The sequence below is a fragment of the Terrisporobacter othiniensis genome, assembly GCF_000808015.1.
Lineage (GTDB): Bacteria > Bacillota > Clostridia > Peptostreptococcales > Peptostreptococcaceae > Terrisporobacter > Terrisporobacter muris.
The window spans coordinates 1-18457 of sequence record NZ_JWHR01000119.1 but is presented as its reverse complement, the minus strand read 5'-3'; the positions used below and the strand labels follow the sequence as shown (position 1 = coordinate 18457).

General features: G+C 27.6%; 23 protein-coding genes and 1 pseudogene. 2 read left to right on the top strand and 22 right to left on the bottom strand.

The window, feature by feature from the left end:
- Nucleotides 1-116 precede the first annotated feature (116 nt).
- From hcp to QX51_RS15005, 12 genes and pseudogenes are all read right to left on the bottom strand, one after another.
- On the bottom strand, nucleotides 117-1274 hold the full coding sequence (gene hcp, locus QX51_RS15050) for a hydroxylamine reductase (RefSeq protein WP_330376093.1): 1158 nt from the start codon (nucleotides 1272-1274) through the stop codon (nucleotides 117-119).
- A pseudogene (locus tag QX51_RS21690) lies at nucleotides 1229-1492 on the bottom strand (hypothetical protein); the annotation flags it as partial. The gene hcp and the pseudogene QX51_RS21690, both read right to left, overlap by 46 nt.
- 331 nt (nucleotides 1493-1823) lie before the next feature.
- Nucleotides 1824-2186 carry a GNAT family N-acetyltransferase gene (locus QX51_RS21840; protein ID WP_408645577.1) on the bottom strand — a complete coding sequence of 121 codons (363 nt, stop codon included), beginning with the start codon at nucleotides 2184-2186 and terminating at the stop codon, nucleotides 1824-1826.
- Nucleotides 2187-2195: 9 nt separating this feature from the next.
- A complete protein-coding gene (locus QX51_RS21285) occupies nucleotides 2196-2360 on the bottom strand; it encodes a hypothetical protein (RefSeq protein ID WP_242842758.1) in 165 nt (54 codons plus the stop codon).
- Nucleotides 2361-2557: 197 nt separating this feature from the next.
- Complete coding sequence (locus tag QX51_RS15040; RefSeq protein WP_039680719.1) at nucleotides 2558-2773, bottom strand: PF20097 family protein; 216 nt, start codon at nucleotides 2771-2773, stop codon at nucleotides 2558-2560.
- A gap of 85 nt (nucleotides 2774-2858) precedes the next feature.
- Nucleotides 2859-3116, bottom strand: coding sequence for a hypothetical protein (locus QX51_RS15035; RefSeq protein ID WP_039680718.1), 258 nt, complete (start codon nucleotides 3114-3116; stop codon nucleotides 2859-2861).
- A gap of 274 nt (nucleotides 3117-3390) precedes the next feature.
- The gene (locus tag QX51_RS15030) at nucleotides 3391-4521 is read right to left on the bottom strand and encodes a DUF4179 domain-containing protein (protein WP_039680717.1); all 1131 of its coding nucleotides are present in this window, start codon (nucleotides 4519-4521) and stop codon (nucleotides 3391-3393) included.
- 12 nt (nucleotides 4522-4533) lie between these two features.
- A complete protein-coding gene (locus QX51_RS15025; protein ID WP_039680716.1) occupies nucleotides 4534-5052 on the bottom strand; it encodes a sigma-70 family RNA polymerase sigma factor in 519 nt (172 codons plus the stop codon).
- A 185-nt stretch (nucleotides 5053-5237) separates the two neighbouring features.
- A complete protein-coding gene (locus QX51_RS20100; RefSeq protein WP_074078776.1) occupies nucleotides 5238-6881 on the bottom strand; it encodes a M28 family peptidase in 1644 nt (547 codons plus the stop codon).
- Nucleotides 6882-7102: 221 nt separating this feature from the next.
- Nucleotides 7103-8026: an arginase gene (rocF, locus tag QX51_RS15015; protein ID WP_039680715.1), complete on the bottom strand. Its 924-nt coding sequence runs from the start codon at nucleotides 8024-8026 to the stop codon at nucleotides 7103-7105.
- Nucleotides 8027-8351: 325 nt separating this feature from the next.
- Entirely contained in the window at nucleotides 8352-11759 is a 3408-nt protein-coding gene (locus tag QX51_RS15010; protein ID WP_039680714.1) for an FtsX-like permease family protein, read from the bottom strand.
- Nucleotides 11760-11769: 10 nt separating this feature from the next.
- A complete protein-coding gene (locus QX51_RS15005) occupies nucleotides 11770-12471 on the bottom strand; it encodes an ABC transporter ATP-binding protein (protein WP_039680713.1) in 702 nt (233 codons plus the stop codon).
- Nucleotides 12472-12685: 214 nt separating this feature from the next.
- On the opposite strand from QX51_RS15005, the gene QX51_RS15000 reads away from it, so the two are divergent.
- Nucleotides 12686-13237 (top strand): TetR/AcrR family transcriptional regulator, encoded by a 552-nt coding sequence (locus tag QX51_RS15000; RefSeq protein WP_039680712.1) that lies wholly within the window; start codon nucleotides 12686-12688, stop codon nucleotides 13235-13237.
- Nucleotides 13238-13368: 131 nt separating this feature from the next.
- Here QX51_RS15000 and QX51_RS14995 read toward each other — a convergent pair whose 3' ends face one another.
- Nucleotides 13369-14046 (bottom strand): TIGR00266 family protein, encoded by a 678-nt coding sequence (locus tag QX51_RS14995; RefSeq protein WP_039680711.1) that lies wholly within the window; start codon nucleotides 14044-14046, stop codon nucleotides 13369-13371.
- A gap of 71 nt (nucleotides 14047-14117) precedes the next feature.
- Nucleotides 14118-14702, bottom strand: coding sequence for a DUF2238 domain-containing protein (locus QX51_RS14990; protein WP_039680710.1), 585 nt, complete (start codon nucleotides 14700-14702; stop codon nucleotides 14118-14120).
- Between the two features lie 200 nt (nucleotides 14703-14902).
- Between QX51_RS14990 and QX51_RS14985 the strand changes: the two genes are divergently transcribed.
- Nucleotides 14903-15499 (top strand): helix-turn-helix domain-containing protein, encoded by a 597-nt coding sequence (locus tag QX51_RS14985; protein WP_039680709.1) that lies wholly within the window; start codon nucleotides 14903-14905, stop codon nucleotides 15497-15499.
- Nucleotides 15500-15549: 50 nt separating this feature from the next.
- Here QX51_RS14985 and QX51_RS14980 read toward each other — a convergent pair whose 3' ends face one another.
- From QX51_RS14980 to QX51_RS21685, 8 genes are all read right to left on the bottom strand, one after another.
- Entirely contained in the window at nucleotides 15550-15894 is a 345-nt protein-coding gene (locus tag QX51_RS14980) for a rhodanese-like domain-containing protein (protein WP_039680708.1), read from the bottom strand.
- Nucleotides 15895-15913: 19 nt separating this feature from the next.
- Nucleotides 15914-16279 (bottom strand): C-GCAxxG-C-C family (seleno)protein, encoded by a 366-nt coding sequence (locus tag QX51_RS14975; protein ID WP_039680707.1) that lies wholly within the window; start codon nucleotides 16277-16279, stop codon nucleotides 15914-15916.
- Nucleotides 16280-16419: 140 nt separating this feature from the next.
- Nucleotides 16420-16587, bottom strand: a complete 168-nt coding sequence (locus tag QX51_RS20720) for a hypothetical protein (protein WP_161791931.1) — start codon at nucleotides 16585-16587, stop codon at nucleotides 16420-16422.
- 55 nt (nucleotides 16588-16642) lie between these two features.
- The gene (locus QX51_RS14970; protein WP_039680706.1) at nucleotides 16643-16996 is read right to left on the bottom strand and encodes a hypothetical protein; all 354 of its coding nucleotides are present in this window, start codon (nucleotides 16994-16996) and stop codon (nucleotides 16643-16645) included.
- Nucleotides 16997-17017: 21 nt separating this feature from the next.
- A complete protein-coding gene (locus tag QX51_RS14965) occupies nucleotides 17018-17512 on the bottom strand; it encodes a hypothetical protein (RefSeq protein WP_039680705.1) in 495 nt (164 codons plus the stop codon).
- Nucleotides 17513-17544: 32 nt separating this feature from the next.
- The gene (locus QX51_RS14960; protein ID WP_039680704.1) at nucleotides 17545-17769 is read right to left on the bottom strand and encodes a helix-turn-helix domain-containing protein; all 225 of its coding nucleotides are present in this window, start codon (nucleotides 17767-17769) and stop codon (nucleotides 17545-17547) included.
- Between the two features lie 12 nt (nucleotides 17770-17781).
- Nucleotides 17782-18267: a DUF2975 domain-containing protein gene (locus QX51_RS14955; RefSeq protein ID WP_039680703.1), complete on the bottom strand. Its 486-nt coding sequence runs from the start codon at nucleotides 18265-18267 to the stop codon at nucleotides 17782-17784.
- Nucleotides 18268-18281: 14 nt separating this feature from the next.
- Nucleotides 18282-18440, bottom strand: coding sequence for a DUF3955 domain-containing protein (locus tag QX51_RS21685; protein WP_242842759.1), 159 nt, complete (start codon nucleotides 18438-18440; stop codon nucleotides 18282-18284).
- Nucleotides 18441-18457 lie beyond the last annotated feature (17 nt).

Below are 18457 nucleotides of genomic sequence, written 5' to 3'. Positions count from 1 at the left end.
AAATAGGACCGTATTATTCTAACACGGTCTTTAAATAACTTAAAATTACTGCAATACTTTATTAGTTACTCTAACAATTACATTATACTCAAACATCACAGTATAAAAATTATTGTTTATATTCCTTGTTGTAAGCAAGTTTTTAAATCATCATCTGGTGTGCTTATTGATCTTAAATCAAATGTATCTACTAAATATTGAAGTACATTTGGACTTAAGAAGGCTGAAAGTGTAGGGCCTAAATATATGCCCTTTATTCCAAGTGATAGTAATGCCAATAAATCTGCCACTGCCTTTTGTTCATACCAAGATATGATTAATGATAGTGGTAATCCATTTACATCAGTATCAAAAGCATCTGCCAGAGATGTTGCAATTTTAACTGCTGAATAAGCATCGTTACATTGACCAACATAAAGAAGTCTTGGAAGGCCTGCTACTTCCCCAAAATCTAATTTATTAAATCTATATTTACCACAAGCTAGCGTTAAAATCACACAATCATCTGGAACTTTTTTAGTAAATTCAGTGTAATAATTTCTACCAGGTCTCGCTCCATCACATCCACCTATTAAGAAAAAGTGTCTTATTTTTCCGTCTTTAACTGCATTAACAATATCTTCTGCATAAGAAAGTGTGGCGTGATGGCCAAACCCAACTAGTATTTCATGTGGTTCTTGATCTTCTTCGTATCCTCCAAGTTCAAGTGCCTTTTCTATTATTGGAGTAAAGTCTTTTTTACCATCTGCTCCTACCCCAATATACTTAACACCATCCCAACCAACTACACTTGTAGTAAATATTCTATCTTTGTATGATTCTCTAGGTTTCATCAAGCAGTTTGTAGTCATAAGTACACAACCTGGTATGTTATCAAATTCTTTTTGCTGATCTTGCCATGCACCACCAAAATTTCCTACTAAATGATCATACTTTTTAAGTTGTGGATAACCATGACAAGGAATCATTCCACCAGTTCTCATAGTCCATCTTATTAAATCTTCAAGGCTTAAATTATCATCTGTTGTTGCTTCCAACGCCCTAACATAAAAATTATCAACTTCATCATCGAAGTAACTCCGCTCTCTTGCTTGATGACCATAAGCTGCAATTCCTTTTAATCCATATACTATAGTTTGGCGTAGTGAACGAATATCTGGGTCCAGTTCACCATCATACATTATTCCTGCTTTTTTTGCATCTTGAAGCATTTCTGCTTTTGTTTCACTTAAATTATATGTAGCATGTTCTGTATCATTTTTAATTTTACCCACTTTTTTCTTAACGCCTCTTTTATTTTTTGAGACTCTTTTAACATTTGTACATGAATATCAGCATCAAAATTTACATTTGTCAAAGTTGTAAATAAAGAATTTTTAATAAATTTTACTATATCTTTATCTACATTTTCTCCTTTTTCAACTATCTCTTTTGCATAGCAGCTTATCCCTTTTATTTGATAAATAAGTAAGTCTTGAAGATTTGCTACTTCTGGTGTTTTTCCACATACATCTAGTTTTGTACAGCCCTTTCCCCCTGCTGTTTGTTCACATTAGTAACAAAACATAGAATATTCCATTACCATATTATTTCCCATTGTCTTTACCTCCTAATTTTAGATTCATATTATATTCTTTACTAAATTCATCTAAAATATAGTTACTTATATAAGACTTTGGAAATTTTTATAAAAAGCAAACTAATATGTAAAAAATTCGCTTCGCTCATTGCTCAAGTAACAAAGTTGGAAATTATACGCCATACACAGGACAGATAACATATAATTTCCTTACAATAAAAAAAGATAGACATTTTGCCTATCCTTAAACGTTGCACTCTGAAAACTTCATAACTGTTTTATTTAAAAATTCATTAAATATATAATACTCGTCCTCTGATAAATCTTTATTATAACTCATCACTCTCAAACTATGACCCTCATATTCCTTTCTATATTGAGGATGTATATGTTCAAAGTTTTGTATTTTAAAACCTAATTTGGAATAAAAATTTAATCTTTTAATTGATATATCATCTATGGGAATATCAATTTCTAGTATAGTGTTTTTATTACTTTGGCAGAACTTTTCTAATATTTTAGAGCCATAGTTTTTTCCTCTTAATTTTTTAGGTATAGCTAAATGTTCTATATACCTATATTTATCATATTCCCAATAAAAAAGTATTCCTATTAGTTAATCATTTTCATAAATAACACTACAATAATATTCTTTATTTTCTAATACATCTATCTGTGATTTTAACGTTCTTTGTTCAAATATTGGAAAGCTACTTTTATATATTTCCATAGGCTCTTTAAAGTAACGATCATCTTTGGAGCATATTCTTATAAGTTTCATTTTTCACCTCTTATAATCTTACTAGACTTTTATATCACTATATCATAATTAATCTTCAATTAAACATCGCCTGATTTATCTAAATCAAATGAGATAGTGTATAATTCTTTTCCACCATCTGTAGAAGTGCCTTTCTTTGGCAAATCAATATTAAACTTGCTCAGTAAATCTTTCACTTCTTCATACTTTCTATAAAACTATAATTGTTTTGGCACATCTATGGTAATTTTATTGCATTCTTTACAATAGTATCCTTCTACTTTTGAGTTCATCCACTCTAAAATTGTAACTCCTTTTACAAAGGTTGATAAAATTGCTCCTTTATCTTTTTCCTTAGGAATCCATTTTACTGAGTCTCTTCCCCCACGTATAATTCCCAACACCATCTCATTATTGCAATATGGACATTTCATAATTTATACTCTCCTCTTTACTATATTTTTAGTAATATGTTATCTAAATTCTAATTTTTATGCTAATTATAAAATTAGACATAAATCAAATTTCAATATTTTTTATTAAATTAGAAGCAAGTTCATATTTCTCATCGCTTACCCAAATAGTATACTCATAAGAAAAATCTTCTTTTTCACCTAAAGTTCCAACCATCATTTTATTCATCATAGGTCCAATATCTTTATTTATATTTCTTATTTTCTCAGTATACTTTATATTATTCAACTCTAGTATATTAATTATTTCATTGTATTTCTTCTTTGATGACCCATTATAAATTACTTGTTTATTAAAAAACATATACCCATCCCCTTAATTTAATCCCAAGAAAATATCTTCTAATTTTTCATCAGTTACTATATACTCCATGCCTACTATCATTTAGTCTTTTATTTTTTATTATTTTTAATATTTAACTTATTTCTATAATTTAATTATACATTAAAAAACTGTACGTAGGATAAATACATACAGTTTTCTACCCCTCTTAATATTACAATTTCTTTAGATATTATTTACAATCTTGTGAATTAATTCTTTAAGCTTATTTTTAACTTCCTTAAAATCAATAAATTTATTTCAGGTCTACCCTAAAACTAGATAAAGGATTTGCTTCTTCTCCATAATTTGTACAAACTAAAATATCAATATATAAAGGAATTTCTCCTATATCAATTAATTCATTTATTTGAGTATACATTTTATTTTTTCCATCGCTTCCTGTAGACATTTCCAACGCTCTTCCCTTATCATCATAAACTATTATAAAGTTATCATGAGGATTTCCCAGTGATGGTTGGAAAGGAAGTTCCATTTTAACTTCAATATATGTATCTGTTACCTCAACTTTTTTCAAAGTGTAATCTCCATCTTTTTTATCTACTACTATACTCTTTGCATTATCATCTATGGCTTTTATATTAAAATCAAAAGACCATTTTCCATCATAAGAATTTGTAAATAAAGAATCTTTATATTTTTTAGTTCCAAAACTTATTTTAAAATTTACATCTTCAATATCATTATTAATATCTAGCTCAATTAAATAACTAAGTTTAATAGTATTTTTATCAACAAATTCAACAATACCAGGACCATAACCATAACCATCTGCCTCAATATCATTCATATATATTATTAAATCCTCAATATACATTTCTTTTATTCCATCACCATAAGGAGAGTCACCCACTGTTTTTTTATACTTACTTTCATTGAAAGGTTCATCTGTTGTTAGAGTCATATCAAGATATAACTTTTTCTTGTCATACATTGCTTTATCTATGGTAATTTTTAATCCATCATCTTTACTAGATACATTTATAGGCGTTGCTATAAGTTTACTTTTTTTATGTTCTTCTTTTTCTTCTTCTAGTTCTGGATAGAGTTTAGGATCATACTCAACTGTACCACCATCAACAGACTCTTTTATTTTATCTAACATTGTTTCAAACTCTGGCAATCTTTTTTTCAAATTATCTGCTAAGGAAGGAGTAAATACACCAATTCCCATAGCTATAATTGCTATTGATGCAATACCTTTTATAATTTTATTATGTTTTACTTTCTTTTTATTTAATCTTTTTGATGAGTTTAATTTTTCTTTCATTTTTATTTTTAATTCTTCATTATTGCTAGTTTCAGCCTCCTCATATTTATCCGTATCTATCTTTATTTTATTAAAAATTTCAAACTTATTTTTCATAATCTCACTCTCCTACTTTAAAATACTTCTTCTAATTTTCTTCCTACCTCTAGATAGTCTACTATGTAAGGCAGGTACATTTGTATTAGTATCCTTTGCTATTTCTTCTAACTCGTCCCCATTTAAGTAGTACCTTTTGAAAAGTTCTTTATCTTTATAATTTAATGAGCTTAAAAGTTCATTTATTTCTTCTTCCATATCTAGTTTGTATAAATTTTCATCTATATATAAAATATTAGAATCCAGTTCTTCACTTATTTTAGATATATATTTTCTTTTATAATCAATTGCTTTGTACTTTGCAATTGCACATATCCAATTTTTAAAAGAATTTTCCTTATTATTAAATCCTTCAATATTTTCCCAAATGGCAAAGAGAACATCACTTATACATTCTTCCTCGTAATTTAATACAGGATTTATATGTTTTCTAACTACTGAAGTAAGTAATCCATTGTAATTATCTATTAACATCTCCATACCTTTTGGGTTACATTTTTTTATATATTTAATTATCAATTTATCCTTCAATTTATTTCCTCCCTGTAAAAGCTTTTACATTAGTTAATACGAAGTTTATCATAAAAAACTGACAAAAATAAGTAAAAAAATGCAATTAGATTATTATATCTAATTGCATTTTTTATTATCATCATAAAAACAGGCATATTTATAACACTTATTTTTACAGTATATAGTTTAATTTTCTTTACTAATTATCTTAAATCTTTTATATTAACAAATCCTATTACAATAGATATAAAAGCTATCATAGCAAAGAATATATTTGCACAAAGAGCTCCTATTGTTAAAGCACAGTTAAACAAATAAATTGTTGGTACGTATAATATCGTTATTAATGCAATTGGTAATAGCATTATATACGATATTTTTTCAAACTTATTAAGAACAATTTTTAAAATCATACTTAAAGTTATTAATAATGCAGGGAATACTGTTAAATAACTAGCTCCTGGCAATCCTACAGTAAATATAATTGATAGTATAAATAATACTATTAAAGAGCCTATTGTAAATTCATTTGATTCTTCTAAATTATTAGTACATTTTTTTACTAAAAATAAATAACTTATAAATAATAAAGCCATAACTGCTATAAATATAATATATTCAAACTTAATTAAAGGAAGATAAGTCAATTTGAATTCTCTACCATTTACTACAGCAAGCAATCTACTTATTCCATATCCTATGGCCATTGCAAATGATGTAAATCCTAAGTTTATACCTGTATATTTAGCAATTTTTTTAATACTTTTAACTTTAAACTTTTTAGCTATAAATAGAATTCCTGCTAATAAAATTATTAAAAATCCTATATTTATGGTTTTAGAATATTTTATAAATTGATTACCTAAACTAAAGAATATTGAATCATCTTTACCTTTAAATGCATCTTGATTTGAATACTTCTCATTACTTACAAATTCTTTAACTATAGGTAATACTTGATCCCCATAATGTTGCATAGACTTATCACTTAAGTTTTCTGGATTATCACTCGGTGTATGATAATTTTCTAATCCGTCAAGTACACTTATATTTATTCCTGTTAAATTATTTTCTAAAAATACTGTAAAATCAGTTGCATTAGGTAATAATCTATATATTTCAGGAGTTATAGAATATGAAAACGGCTTTTCACTATGTTCATATAAATCTATAACAGGTGTATTATTAGGGCTAGTTTCAAACATAATAGCAGGACCTTTAGTTCCTCTTGCTTCTATATTAACTACATAATTCACACCTTCTAAAATTTCACTTTCTTTTACAGCTTCTTTTGCCCCCAATAAGCCATATTCTTCACCATCAGTTAATAGTATTTTAATACCATTTTCTAATTGAACATCAGATTCTTTTATAACTCTAAGCGTTTCTAATATAGTTGATAGTGCATATCCTGCATCAGCTGCACCTAAAGAACCATCCTTTTCTGCATATCGCTCTTTTTTAGCATGAGAGCTATCATAGTGAGTAGCAAGCATTATGTATGAATCTGATTTACCTTTTATTTCAGCATAAATATTTTCTATATCCACATTACTATCGCTTCTTTTTTCGTAAATCTCCTCATATCCATATATTTTTGGTTCTAATCCCAACTCTTTCAATTCAGAAATCAAATAATCCCTTACTTCTTTTTTTGCCTCATCATCAAATATAGAATGTGGCTTCTTAGCTATGTTATTTATATGTTCTTTTTGTTTTGTAACATTAACCTTACTATCATCTGTATAATTTGGCTTAGATGGGTTTAATGAATTAAATCCTATAATACCTGAAATTAACATAATTATCATTGTAATAAAAATACAAATTTTTTTATTGTTTTTCATTTTGTTCCTCCAATATTTTGATATTCAAAATTTTATTATTTTATTTTACCAAATTCGATATATTTTGTAAATCAAAATATTCCCATTTATAAATAACAATAATATTTAGTCAAGGTTTTATCTCAATTTGAATTCCTATTTTCTACTTAATTTTAGAAGTAATAAAAATAGACTGTAGTTAAGTTTGATTTTATACAAACTCATCTACAGCCCTACATGGTCTAACACATAACTAATTTTTTACTGAGTAAACATTGTCCAAAATAAATTAATAAATCCTTACATATTTTTAAAGTATTATCATTTACATCTAATTTGGGATTGAATTCAACAAAATCCATAGATTTAACAATACCTGTATTTATAAGACATCTTAAAATATATTTAGTATCGTCCAAAGTATATCCTCCAGCAACTCTTGTTCCCGTACCTTCTACTATAAACTTATCCATAAAATCTATATCAAGACTTATATGAAGACCATCTATATCTTGTTCATTGCATTTTTTTAATATATCATAAATAACATTTTCAAATCCTATTTTATCTATAACTTTTTTATCATAAAGATTTACTTTGGAATTATCTAGTAACTCTTGTTCGTCCTTATCTATATCTCTTCCCCCTATATGGAATACATTTTTTTCTTCTATTTTGACACCGTTATAATATAAATTAACTAATCTTGAGTCTCCATGTCCACATAAACATGCTAAAGGCATCCCATGAAAATTCTTACTTGGAGATGTTTCACATGTATTAAAATCGCCATGAGCATCAATCCATACAACCCCTAAATTTTTTGAGTGCTTACTAGCACCTGTTATACTCCCCAGTCCTATACCGTGATCTCCTCCTAATATTAATGTGAAGTCACTACCATCCATTGCCTTATCTACAGCCTTAGCTAACTTTAAGTTTAAATCATATATACTTTCAAAATATTTAATATCTTTTTCATTTTTAAACTTGTCTCTTTCAATTACTTCTTTTATATCAATATCTCCAAGATCTGCAACTTCTATTTCCCCATTATCTTTTATTAAATTAATAATATTTGCATTTCTTAGTTTTTCTGGTGAATATTGTGTTCCATTATTATCACATCCATAATAAGTTGGCACTCCAATTATACTTAGTTTCATGATACCTCCCCAATTGACACTCCTAGGTGTAAATCTAATCTTTAATCAAATTTAAACAACACACAACATATTAGTTGCTTATATATTATATTATATAATATTCCTTATAATATGATTTATTTGTTTTATATAATATTAATTAGACTTATTCTTTTTAGAAGATAATCAAATAAAAAATTCGCTTCGCTTAAGCCACGGAGTGGTCGCTCCACTTCATATCGCCAACGGCTTCGCCCGTTGCCAAGTAACAAGTTGGGAAATTACTTTAATCTAAAAAATGTAGTTACTAATTTCATATACTTAGTAACTACATTTCATAATTAATTTATTCTACAGATTTAAGTGCATCTATCATATTTATGTTTTTTAATTTGTTGTGCATCATTATCATAACAAGTATTGCAAAAATCATTGTGATTATACCGGATATAATATAGCTACTCATATCAACTGTTGGTACCATCATCATATTGTCCATTTCTGCTGTGCTTATTAAAAATACATATAAAATTTTTCCTAAAACAGACCCTGCAAGTATACCCATAAATGTAAGTATTATATTTTCTCTAAATATATACATATCCACTTCATTATCATAGAATCCTAGTACCTTTATAGTAGATATTTCTCTAATACGTTCTGATACATTTATATTTATTAGGTTGTATAATACAACAAATGCTAAACTACCTGATGCAACAATTATTACTATCATAACAAGTCCTATGTCAGCTGCTTCACTCATGCTTTTCATTTTAGAAGTAAGGGTTACGTTTATAACCTTATCATTATCCATAAGTGCTGATGATAATTTATCTTCATCTTTAATTTTAGAAGTGAAGTTTAATAATTGAATATTATATTTAACATCATCTTTAAATATCTTTTTATAATATGTTGGTGATAAATAAATATAATGACCTGTGTAGTTTTCTACTATATTGTCTACCTTTACTTTATGATTATTATTATCTGCATCAGTTAAGGTTATATAACCTCCCGCAGAAACTTTTAAAAGTTTTGCCAGCTTTTCATTTATCATAACTCCATCATCACTTAATTTGTATGTTACACCACTTGCTCTATCATTAAGTAAAATAAAGTCATTTAGCTTATATATATTTTCTGGCACATACATCATAGCACTTTGCTTACTCATATTTTCTTTACTAAAAGTAACTGATTCTTGATAAACATTTAAGCCATCTTCATAATTATCTAAGCTTTTTAAATATTTTTCATATTCTTCGTCTTCACTTGCAGTACTATTATCTTCAAATACAACCATTGCATCATATTTTATTATTTTTCCAAATTGTAAGCTAGATAGTGATGAGTTTGATTTTTCAAGAGATATTCCTGCTACAAGCATTGCCATACATCCTGATATACCAAATATAGTCATCAACATTCTTTGTTTATATCTAAAAAGATTTCTAAAAGTTACTTTTTGGTTAAAGTTAAGTCTTCTCCATATAGGTCTAATTCGCTCTAATAATATTTTTTTACCAAGCTTTGGTGCTTTTACTCTCATTAAATTAGAAGGATTTTCTCTTAATTCTTCTTTTAGTACAACAAGTGCAGCTCCAACTGTGCAAAGTAACGATGCTACTAAAGACTGAATTATATATGATGGATAGAAGCTTATTATAACTTTTGGCAAAGTAAAATTAGACGAATAAGCTATATTAACTATATATGGCAGTATGCTGCTTCCAACCAATATACCAGTTATAGCACCTGCAAAACTGGCAATAGAAGCATAAACTATATATTTTCTAGCTATTTCTAAGTCTCTATAACCTAGCGCCTTTAGTGTTCCTATTTCTATTCTATTTTCTTCCACCATTCTTGTCATGGTAGTTAAGCATATTAGTGCTGCAACTAAGAAGAAAAATACAGGAAACACAGATGCTATTTTATCTAAACTATCAATTGAACCTTTGTAAGTTGAATATCCTGGATTATCTCCTCTATCAAAGAAATAATATTTACTATCATCTAGTTCATCTAATTTTTCTTTTTCTTCATCTATTTCTTTTTTAGCATCTAGAAGTTTCTCTTTATTTTCCTTAATTTCTTTCTCTCCATAAAGAAGTTTTTTCTCAGAGTCCTCAATTTCTTTCTTAGCCTTTTCAAGTTCTATTTGACCTTGTATTTTCCCTTTTTCAAGATCCTTTTTACCTTGTTCTATTTCTTTTTTACCTTTATCTAGTTCCTCTTGAGCTTCTTTTATCTTAGTTTTTCCTTCTCTTAAATTGTTACTTTGTTTTTCATAAGTTTTCACACCTTGTTGGTACTTAATTATTCCACTTACCAAGGTTTCTAAATTTGATTTAGTATTACTTACACTATCCCTAACTCTATCTATATTTTGTGCAAGGTTAAGAGCTATTTCAATATTTGATTGATCCTTTTCTAATATATTAACTAAATCACTTAATTCGTTTGATCCCAAGTTTGGATTTGAAATTATAGCTTTCCAATACTTAATTTTTTCAATTGGAATTTGATTGTTTTCATTTAAATTATTTGCGCTTTCTTTTATATCCTTAGATAGTTCATCATATGTTGAAATCAAATTATTTAGATTTTTTATTTGATTTTCATATTTCTTTGTATCTTTTGTTGGATCAATTCCTTGATTTATAAAAACCTCCTTGGAATTATCCAGTTCCACTTTAGCACTTTCAAGTTGTTTTTCACCTTGTAATAATGTTTCTTTTTGCTTATCAATTTCTATTTGACCCTGGTTTAACTTTATTTCATTGTCAATTAGTAATTTTTCATTATCTTTTATTTCTTGTTTAAACTTTGATAAAGTCTGCTCATATTCTTTCTTACCATCTAAAAATTGCATTTTACCATTGTCTATTTCAGTCTGAGCATCTTCAAGCTTCTTTTCATTTTTTTCTATTTTTTTATAAGCTTTATCAAATTCTTTTTGTGCATCTGATTTAATTTCCTGTATTCTTTCTATATTTCTATGTGAATATAAGTTTTCAAGATATTTATTATTTTCTTCCATCTTATCTTTATATTCATCACTATATGCACCAAAGCTTTTAGTATTTTTAAATCTTACATAAATCTCACTGTATACATCCATAGACATATCTTTGCTATTTATCAATGCAAAATAGTCTATACTTCCTTTTCCAACAGTAGTACTTCCTCTAGACGTATTGTCTATGTAGATTGGACTTTGAACAAATCCAACAATCTTAAAAGTCTTCTTTTTAAAATAACTTTCACTATCTTCATCAGATTCTATAACATAATTATCACCTATCTTTAGATTTTTATCTACCTTCAGTGCATTTACATCTAAAGCAATTTCACCACTACTTCTTGGTAATCTACCTTCTGTTACAACAGCTTTGTTCATCTTGTCAGAGCTACTTGTGTCATACTCCATAAACTTAACAACATTATTTGTATTAGTTAAGTTAACATCAACACTATGTGTTGCATAATAATCAAGAATTTTATCATTATTTTCAAGTAACTTTAAATCATTTTCATTAAGTCCTATACTAGATACTATCTTACTATCCATTAAATTTTGTTTAGCAAAAAATTCATTTATGGAATTCTTTAAATCTGGTCCACAGGATTTAATCCCAGAATAAAAAGCAACTCCCAAGAAGATTATTGCCATTATGGAAATAAATCTAGCTTTTGAAGATAATATTTCTCTTTTTATTGATTTTTTATATGCTCTATTTTTCATATATTATCCTCTACCATTCAATAGATTCAACAGAAACAGGTCTCTCATTTATTTGGACACTTTGAACTTTTGCATCTTTAATATTTATAACTCTATTGGCAATTGGTGCAAGTGCTGAGTTATGAGTTATAACTACTACCGTTGTACCCGTATTTTTACATGTATCTTGTAATGTTTTTAAAATCTGTTTTCCTGTTTTGTAGTCAAGAGCTCCTGTTGGCTCATCACACAGAAGTAATTTTGGATTTTTAGCTATGGCTCTTGCTATGGATACCCTTTGTTGCTCTCCGCCTGATAATTGACTTGGGAAGTTATCTTTCCTATGACCAAGACCAACTAACTCCAAAGTTTTATCCACATCCAAAGCATTTTTACAAATTTGTGTTGCCAACTCCACGTTTTCTCTTGCCGTTAAATTTTGTACTAAATTATAAAATTGAAATACAAATCCCACATCATATCTTCTGTAATTTATGAGCTCTTTATTATTAAACTTTGAAATATCCACATCATCAATAATTACATTACCTTCATCACAAGTATCCATTCCTCCAAGAATATTCAGCACAGTTGTTTTTCCAGCGCCACTTGGGCCTAGAATAATAACAAACTCGCCCTTTTCTATGGAAAAATTAATACCATTGTTGGCAACAACAGTGTTTTCTCCGATTTTGTATCTTTTATATTCGTCTATTATTTGTATATATGACATTTCTTCCCCCAATCTTTTGCTTTTATTACTCACTGTTATTAAATAGACACTATGTTTGGTTAATGCTATAATACAATAAGTATAAATAATATATAAACTAGTTACAATAATCACATATTTTTAGTTTGTTATTAAATATACATTTCAGTTATTTTTGTTCATTTAATAACTCATAATTTAAATTTATTTTTATAAATAAAAAAGGATGGAATATATGGCAGGAGTTAAAGGAAATAGAAGAATTTTATATACTAAAAAAATAATTAAAGAAAGTTTAATAGAGTTGCTTGAAAATAAAAAAATTCATCAGATTACCGTTACGGATATATGCAAAAGTGCAAATATTAATAGAGGAACTTTTTACACTCATTATAAGGATGCTTATGATTTACTTCAATCAATGGAAGATGAATTATTTAATCAAATTTTAGAATACATAGAAGAAACTCCAGTTGAAGATTATAAAGATGTTTTACTCCTTAAGGCTCTTGAACTTATAAAGGATAACAAGGAGTTATGCAAAATATTATTTTGTCACCATATGGAAAGTAATATAATGGATCGCATTATTATTTTAGCAAATAAAGCTGATATTGATAAGCTTATTAGCTCTTCAAAAGTTGACGATGTATTTTTAGATTATTTTATAAAATACAATGTAGGAGGAGTTTTTTCCGTAGTTCAAACATGGTTAGAAAATGATTTAAATGAATCTCCAGAGGAAATCGTAGCTATTATAAATAATATTATTGCTTTTCACCCTTAATTTAAAGTACTAATCATATTTATCATAAAAAACACCCTAATTGTTAGAATTTTGCTCCAACAATTGGGGTTCCGTATATTTTTGATATACCCTTGCACAAGTATATAATTATTACCTAATCTATTATTTTATTAACTTTCACTTGTCGGTATAAATGATCCTACTCTTAGAGCAAATTCATTCATGTTCATAGTTTGAAGAACTACCTTACCTGGTCCTGTAAGCTTAGTTAAAAATAACCCTTCACCACCAAATATAACATTACCAAGGCCTTTTACAAACTCTACTTCATATCTTACACTATCTTCAAATCCAACAAGATTTCCTGTGTCTATTTTTATTATTTCTCCTGGAGCTAAATTCTTTTCTATAGCATCACCATCTATTTCTAAAAATGCAGTTCCTCTACCTCTTAGCTCTTGTAATATAAACCCTTCTCCACCAAAGACCCCAGTTCCTAACTTTTTATTAAAAGTAGTTTTTAATTCCACTGAAGACTCAGCAGCTAAAAAAGCTCCTTTTTGTATAGTAAATCTACCTTCACTAACATTTATAGGTATTATACTCCCTGGCACAGTTGAAGCAAAAGCTATTTTAGCTTCTTGTGTTGCCGTGTAAGTAGCCATAAACATGGATTCTCCAGCAAACATTCTTCCTATACCTTTTAGTAGTCCACCTTTTGTATTTGTGTCCATTCTTATTCCTTCAGTTTGCCAAAACATTCCTCCACTTTGAGTAAACATGGCCTCTCCTCTAGACAGGCTAACCTCCACGCTTGGCACTACCTTTCCTACTATCTCATAATTCATTGAATTTCCCCCATTTCACTATTGTTTATTTATAATACTACAAGTAATAATTTTTTCAAATTTTCTTTATTTTAAGCATTCTTTGCATGTAATTTAGGCAATTGTTTAACATAGTAAGGTATCATTATAACACTTCCAATTAAACAATCAAAAGTGTCCATCATAGTATCAACTAATCCTCCCGCTTGACAGTTCATCCCTAAAAACTTATCTATAAAAAACTCCATAAGCTCCCAAAGACTTGCTCCACCCATACTGAACATAAACATAAATATGATAAAGAATATTTTTCTCTTAGTGTTCTTTACATCCATATTTCCAAAATAATTAAATAAAACATATGCCACACTACAAGAAATAATCCCTGACCATATATGCAAGAAATCATCATAGTTTTTTATAGTATGATAAAATCCAAAAGATGAACCCAAAAGACCTGAAAACAAGATAAATATAATTAAAGTTATAATTAATGTGGTATCAAAGAGTTTATCAAATCTTTTGTTTAAATACACTAATATAATTGTTCCTAGCAAGCTTGCCAAGGCAAATAATACATTTTCTAACTTACTTACAAAAATAAAATAAGCTATTGAACCTAAATAAATAACATACATTAATTTCGACATCCAATTTAAGATTCTTTTCTTATTCATAATTAATCCCCCTAAAATTTTCTTCAACAAGTTATTCTATCTATTATATTCATAACTATAACAGAAAATTTTTCTCAGTCATCTATATTTATATTATAATGGAAATTACTAAATATATAAAATATAATAAAAACTCTACGAAGAGTTGATTGAAAATATATTGCTCAGAGTTTATCCTTATATATGTGGAGGTAACATACATGAACTTAGAAAAAGTAGGAAGTTTAATTTTAAAACTTAGAAAAGAAAAAAATATGACTCAAAAACAAGTGGCTGACTTACTAAACATCAGTGATAAAACCGTTTCAAAATGGGAACGAGGACTTGGCTGTCCTGATGTGTCAATACTTACAGAATTATCAAAGATATTTGATATTAATATAGAAAAAATATTATTAGGAGATTTAGAACCTAATGATGTAGATGGAGGAAATATGAAAAGAATTAAATTTTATGTTTGCCCAAGCTGTGGCAATATAATAAGTGCAACTGGAGAGGGTGAAATCTCTTGCTGTGGCAGAAAGCTAAAAGCAGCTGTTCCAAGTATAGTAGATAATAATCATAAAATAAGTGTTGAAGAAGTGGAAAATGATTATTATGTGGAAATAGACCACGAAATGACTAAAGAACATTACATCTCATTTGTTGCTTATGTAACTTATGATAGTGTACTTCTGATAAAACTATATCCTGAACAAAGTCCAACAGTGAGATTCCCAAGACTATGTGGAAAATTTGAAAGAGGAAAATTTTATATTTATTGTAATCAACACGGTTTGTTGATGAAAGGAAAATAATTAGTAACACTAAAATAGACCATCTAAAATTGATGGTCTTATTTTAATATTTAATTTTTAGTTAGCTTTCCCTTATATGAAGAAACTCCTCCACTTAAGTTGCTTACTTTATTAAATCCATTTTTAGATAAAATATCTGAGGCCTTTGCACTTCTTCCTCCAGAAGCACAATATACAACTATTTTACTGTCTTTATATGAACTTAAACTTGATAATTTTGATGAAAGTGTATCAACAGGTATATTTCTAGCATTTGGAATATGCCCACCTTTGTACTCCCCTAAGCTTCTAACATCTAAAATTAATATATTGCTATTATTTAACATCTTTTGTAGCTGGGATCCACTTATTGTAGTATATCCTCTGCCTCTAAAGAGTCCTGATAAAAATCCCATAATATCTCATCTCCATATTTTATAAATCTTTTAAAACTTCCTTTAATGCATTATATGAAAAATCTATTATTTCGCTACAACTTACCTTATTTTTCTTCAAATTAGAACAAATTTCTGAGTCATATTGATCTCTTACTTTTTTCATTATTTCTTTTGAATATTTTCTAGCTTCGTTTGGGATAGAATTATCTTCTCTACCTTTTATAAATCCTGCTACTAAAACTGCTGCATTAACAGCTCCACATAAACTGCCTACTGTCATACCTGTTCCCATTCCACTTCCTAAAGCAACAGGTATGTCTGTGTTAAATTCTTCGTTGTAAGATTTAATTAGTGCTTCTGCACAATTATATCCTTGGCTATGATAAATTGATGGTTTTGTCATTTTTATGTCTCCCTTTTAACAAATTTTATTATATATATATTGTATCATTATTTTTATTTAATTCTGTAACTTTGTCACTAAAAGTCAAAATAATTTTATAAAAGGAGGGTGCCCCTATATATTTAAGTTTATTTTCTCCTCTACATGGCCGGTATTAAAATAAATACTAAAAATAATATAAAAGCTATTATAAAAAAATCTATCAAACCAAAAATAATTACTAGTAATTTATTTTTGGTAATAATACCAATTATTAATGCTAAAGTTGATATAAAAAACATTATCAGTAAGTACATTGTTATCCCCATAACTTCCTCCTTTTTAATCTACATCTATTATATTTACTTGAACATAAAGCTAGTCTCATTCATATTCTAAGTGTAGATTATCTGGTATATCAATTACACTTATCTCTCTCATTAACATAGAGTTATCCATTTCTCCAGAATAATAAAAAGATATAATCCATTCATCTGTAGAGTATCCTTTGTACTCATAAACTTTATCATTTTTATCATTATCTACAATTCCAATTTGTTTACCCCTTTGGTCATGATCAACTGTACAAAATGGAATATATATTTTTTCATTCCATTTAATTCCCGTATAATCTTTAGTTGTTATATGTGACATATTCTCTAAATTTTTATTTTGATTACATCCAATCATTAATATGGATAAACATAAAATCATAGTTGTCAGTATTTTTTTCTTCATTTCTATTCCCTCAATTTAAATTTAATAAATATCTTCAATAACATAAATCTTATTTTCTTCAATTATGTAAATCAAATATAACTCAGAATTATCATCCTTTGTTTTTCTGATATATTCATATTTTTTATTAAAGTCAATTTTATATTCCTCTGATATTTTTACATCTTGCTCTTTTAACCTTTCTAGTACTTCTTTAATTTCTCTTTCCATATCTTCATCTTTTTTATTCTTCCAATCAAAGGCACTATTTATAGTTTCTTTATTTTCATATTCATAAACTGAGTACCTTTCACCATCTCCATGAAAACTTGCACCGCTATCTGTATAATATATTTCTTCTCCATTTTGTGGTAATCTAATATTCCAGTTTTCATATATTACATCCTCACTATCCCAAAAAAGCATACCACTACTCATTAAAGTAAAAATCATATGACCAAAGAATAATCCTATGAAGATTAATATCATCGCTAGAAAGCCCAAAAATATTTTAAAAATTGTTTTAACAATCTTCATATTCTTATTTCCTCCCCCAATTATACCTTCTCTTATTCCTCTATCTCATCCTCATCTGCTACATATTCCAAAATATCTCCAGGTTGACAATCTAGAGCCTTACATATTTCATTTAATGTGGTAAATCTCACAGCCCTTGCCTTATTATTTTTTAATATGGATAAATTAGCCATGGTAATTCCAAGTTTCTTAGAAAGCTCTGTGGCACTCATTTTTCTTTTTGCCATCATCACATCCAAATTTACAATTATAGCCATCTGCTTTCCTCCTTAAATAGTTCTATCATTTTCATCCTTAATATCTATGGCAATTTCAAATAATTTAGATGAAACAAGAGCAAAAACTCCTATGGCAAGTGATAAGAACGAAACTATTACGCAAAGTAAAATAGTAAGACCATAAAAATATAAATTAAACACAAAGTAAAGTACTATATTCATTAAATTAAAAAGAATAGCTTCACTAAATGCACAATAGGCAATGTTATTTATAATTTTTGGTATACTCTCAGAAAAAGGATTTTTGCTTGTGATATGAGAACATAATCTTTTTAAATTAAATAAAGCTATTACATAAGGTATGGCACAAATATAAATACCCACAGTTATAATAAGTATAAATTTAGAATCCATATACGTAAAAGTTGTTTTGTTTAATGCTCCTAAAATAAAAGGGAAGCCTATAAGTAAAATCAAAGTTAAAGCTATACCAACTGAAACTATAGTGTTTAATATTTTTGAATAATAATTTTTCATTTTTCTTTTCTCCTCTATCTAGATTTTTTTGATTTATATACATTTTTTAATTTTACAACTATTGCACTTATTATTGAAATAATAAGAAATAAGTATGCTATTGGAATTAAAAAGAATGGCTCTTGTAGTGTTCCATCTTCTAAAACTTCGCTTCCTATCAAATTGAAAGACACTATACATAATATTGTCA

What these genes read in the sequence shown, in the direction of transcription:
- QX51_RS21285 (WP_242842758.1), bottom strand. Translation starts at nt 2,360, where the DNA reads ATGAAACTTATAAGAATATGCTCCAAAGATGATCGTTACTTTAAAGAG.
- QX51_RS15040 (WP_039680719.1), bottom strand. Translation starts at nt 2,773, where the DNA reads ATGAAATGTCCATATTGCAATAATGAGATGGTGTTGGGAATTATACGT.
- QX51_RS15035 (WP_039680718.1), bottom strand. Translation starts at nt 3,116, where the DNA reads ATGTTTTTTAATAAACAAGTAATTTATAATGGGTCATCAAAGAAGAAA.
- QX51_RS15030 (WP_039680717.1), bottom strand. Translation starts at nt 4,521, where the DNA reads ATGAAAAATAAGTTTGAAATTTTTAATAAAATAAAGATAGATACGGAT.
- QX51_RS20100 (WP_074078776.1), bottom strand. Translation starts at nt 6,881, where the DNA reads ATGAAAAACAATAAAAAAATTTGTATTTTTATTACAATGATAATTATG.
- rocF (WP_039680715.1), bottom strand. Translation starts at nt 8,026, where the DNA reads ATGAAACTAAGTATAATTGGAGTGCCAACTTATTATGGATGTGATAAT.
- QX51_RS15010 (WP_039680714.1), bottom strand. Translation starts at nt 11,759, where the DNA reads ATGAAAAATAGAGCATATAAAAAATCAATAAAAAGAGAAATATTATCT.
- QX51_RS15005 (WP_039680713.1), bottom strand. Translation starts at nt 12,471, where the DNA reads ATGTCATATATACAAATAATAGACGAATATAAAAGATACAAAATCGGA.
- QX51_RS15000 (WP_039680712.1), top strand. Translation starts at nt 12,686, where the DNA reads ATGGCAGGAGTTAAAGGAAATAGAAGAATTTTATATACTAAAAAAATA.
- QX51_RS14995 (WP_039680711.1), bottom strand. Translation starts at nt 14,046, where the DNA reads ATGAATTATGAGATAGTAGGAAAGGTAGTGCCAAGCGTGGAGGTTAGC.
- QX51_RS14990 (WP_039680710.1), bottom strand. Translation starts at nt 14,702, where the DNA reads ATGAATAAGAAAAGAATCTTAAATTGGATGTCGAAATTAATGTATGTT.
- QX51_RS14985 (WP_039680709.1), top strand. Translation starts at nt 14,903, where the DNA reads ATGAACTTAGAAAAAGTAGGAAGTTTAATTTTAAAACTTAGAAAAGAA.
- QX51_RS14980 (WP_039680708.1), bottom strand. Translation starts at nt 15,894, where the DNA reads ATGGGATTTTTATCAGGACTCTTTAGAGGCAGAGGATATACTACAATA.
- QX51_RS14975 (WP_039680707.1), bottom strand. Translation starts at nt 16,279, where the DNA reads ATGACAAAACCATCAATTTATCATAGCCAAGGATATAATTGTGCAGAA.
- QX51_RS20720 (WP_161791931.1), bottom strand. Translation starts at nt 16,587, where the DNA reads ATGGGGATAACAATGTACTTACTGATAATGTTTTTTATATCAACTTTA.
- QX51_RS14970 (WP_039680706.1), bottom strand. Translation starts at nt 16,996, where the DNA reads ATGAAGAAAAAAATACTGACAACTATGATTTTATGTTTATCCATATTA.
- QX51_RS14965 (WP_039680705.1), bottom strand. Translation starts at nt 17,512, where the DNA reads ATGAAGATTGTTAAAACAATTTTTAAAATATTTTTGGGCTTTCTAGCG.
- QX51_RS14960 (WP_039680704.1), bottom strand. Translation starts at nt 17,769, where the DNA reads ATGGCTATAATTGTAAATTTGGATGTGATGATGGCAAAAAGAAAAATG.
- QX51_RS14955 (WP_039680703.1), bottom strand. Translation starts at nt 18,267, where the DNA reads ATGAAAAATTATTATTCAAAAATATTAAACACTATAGTTTCAGTTGGT.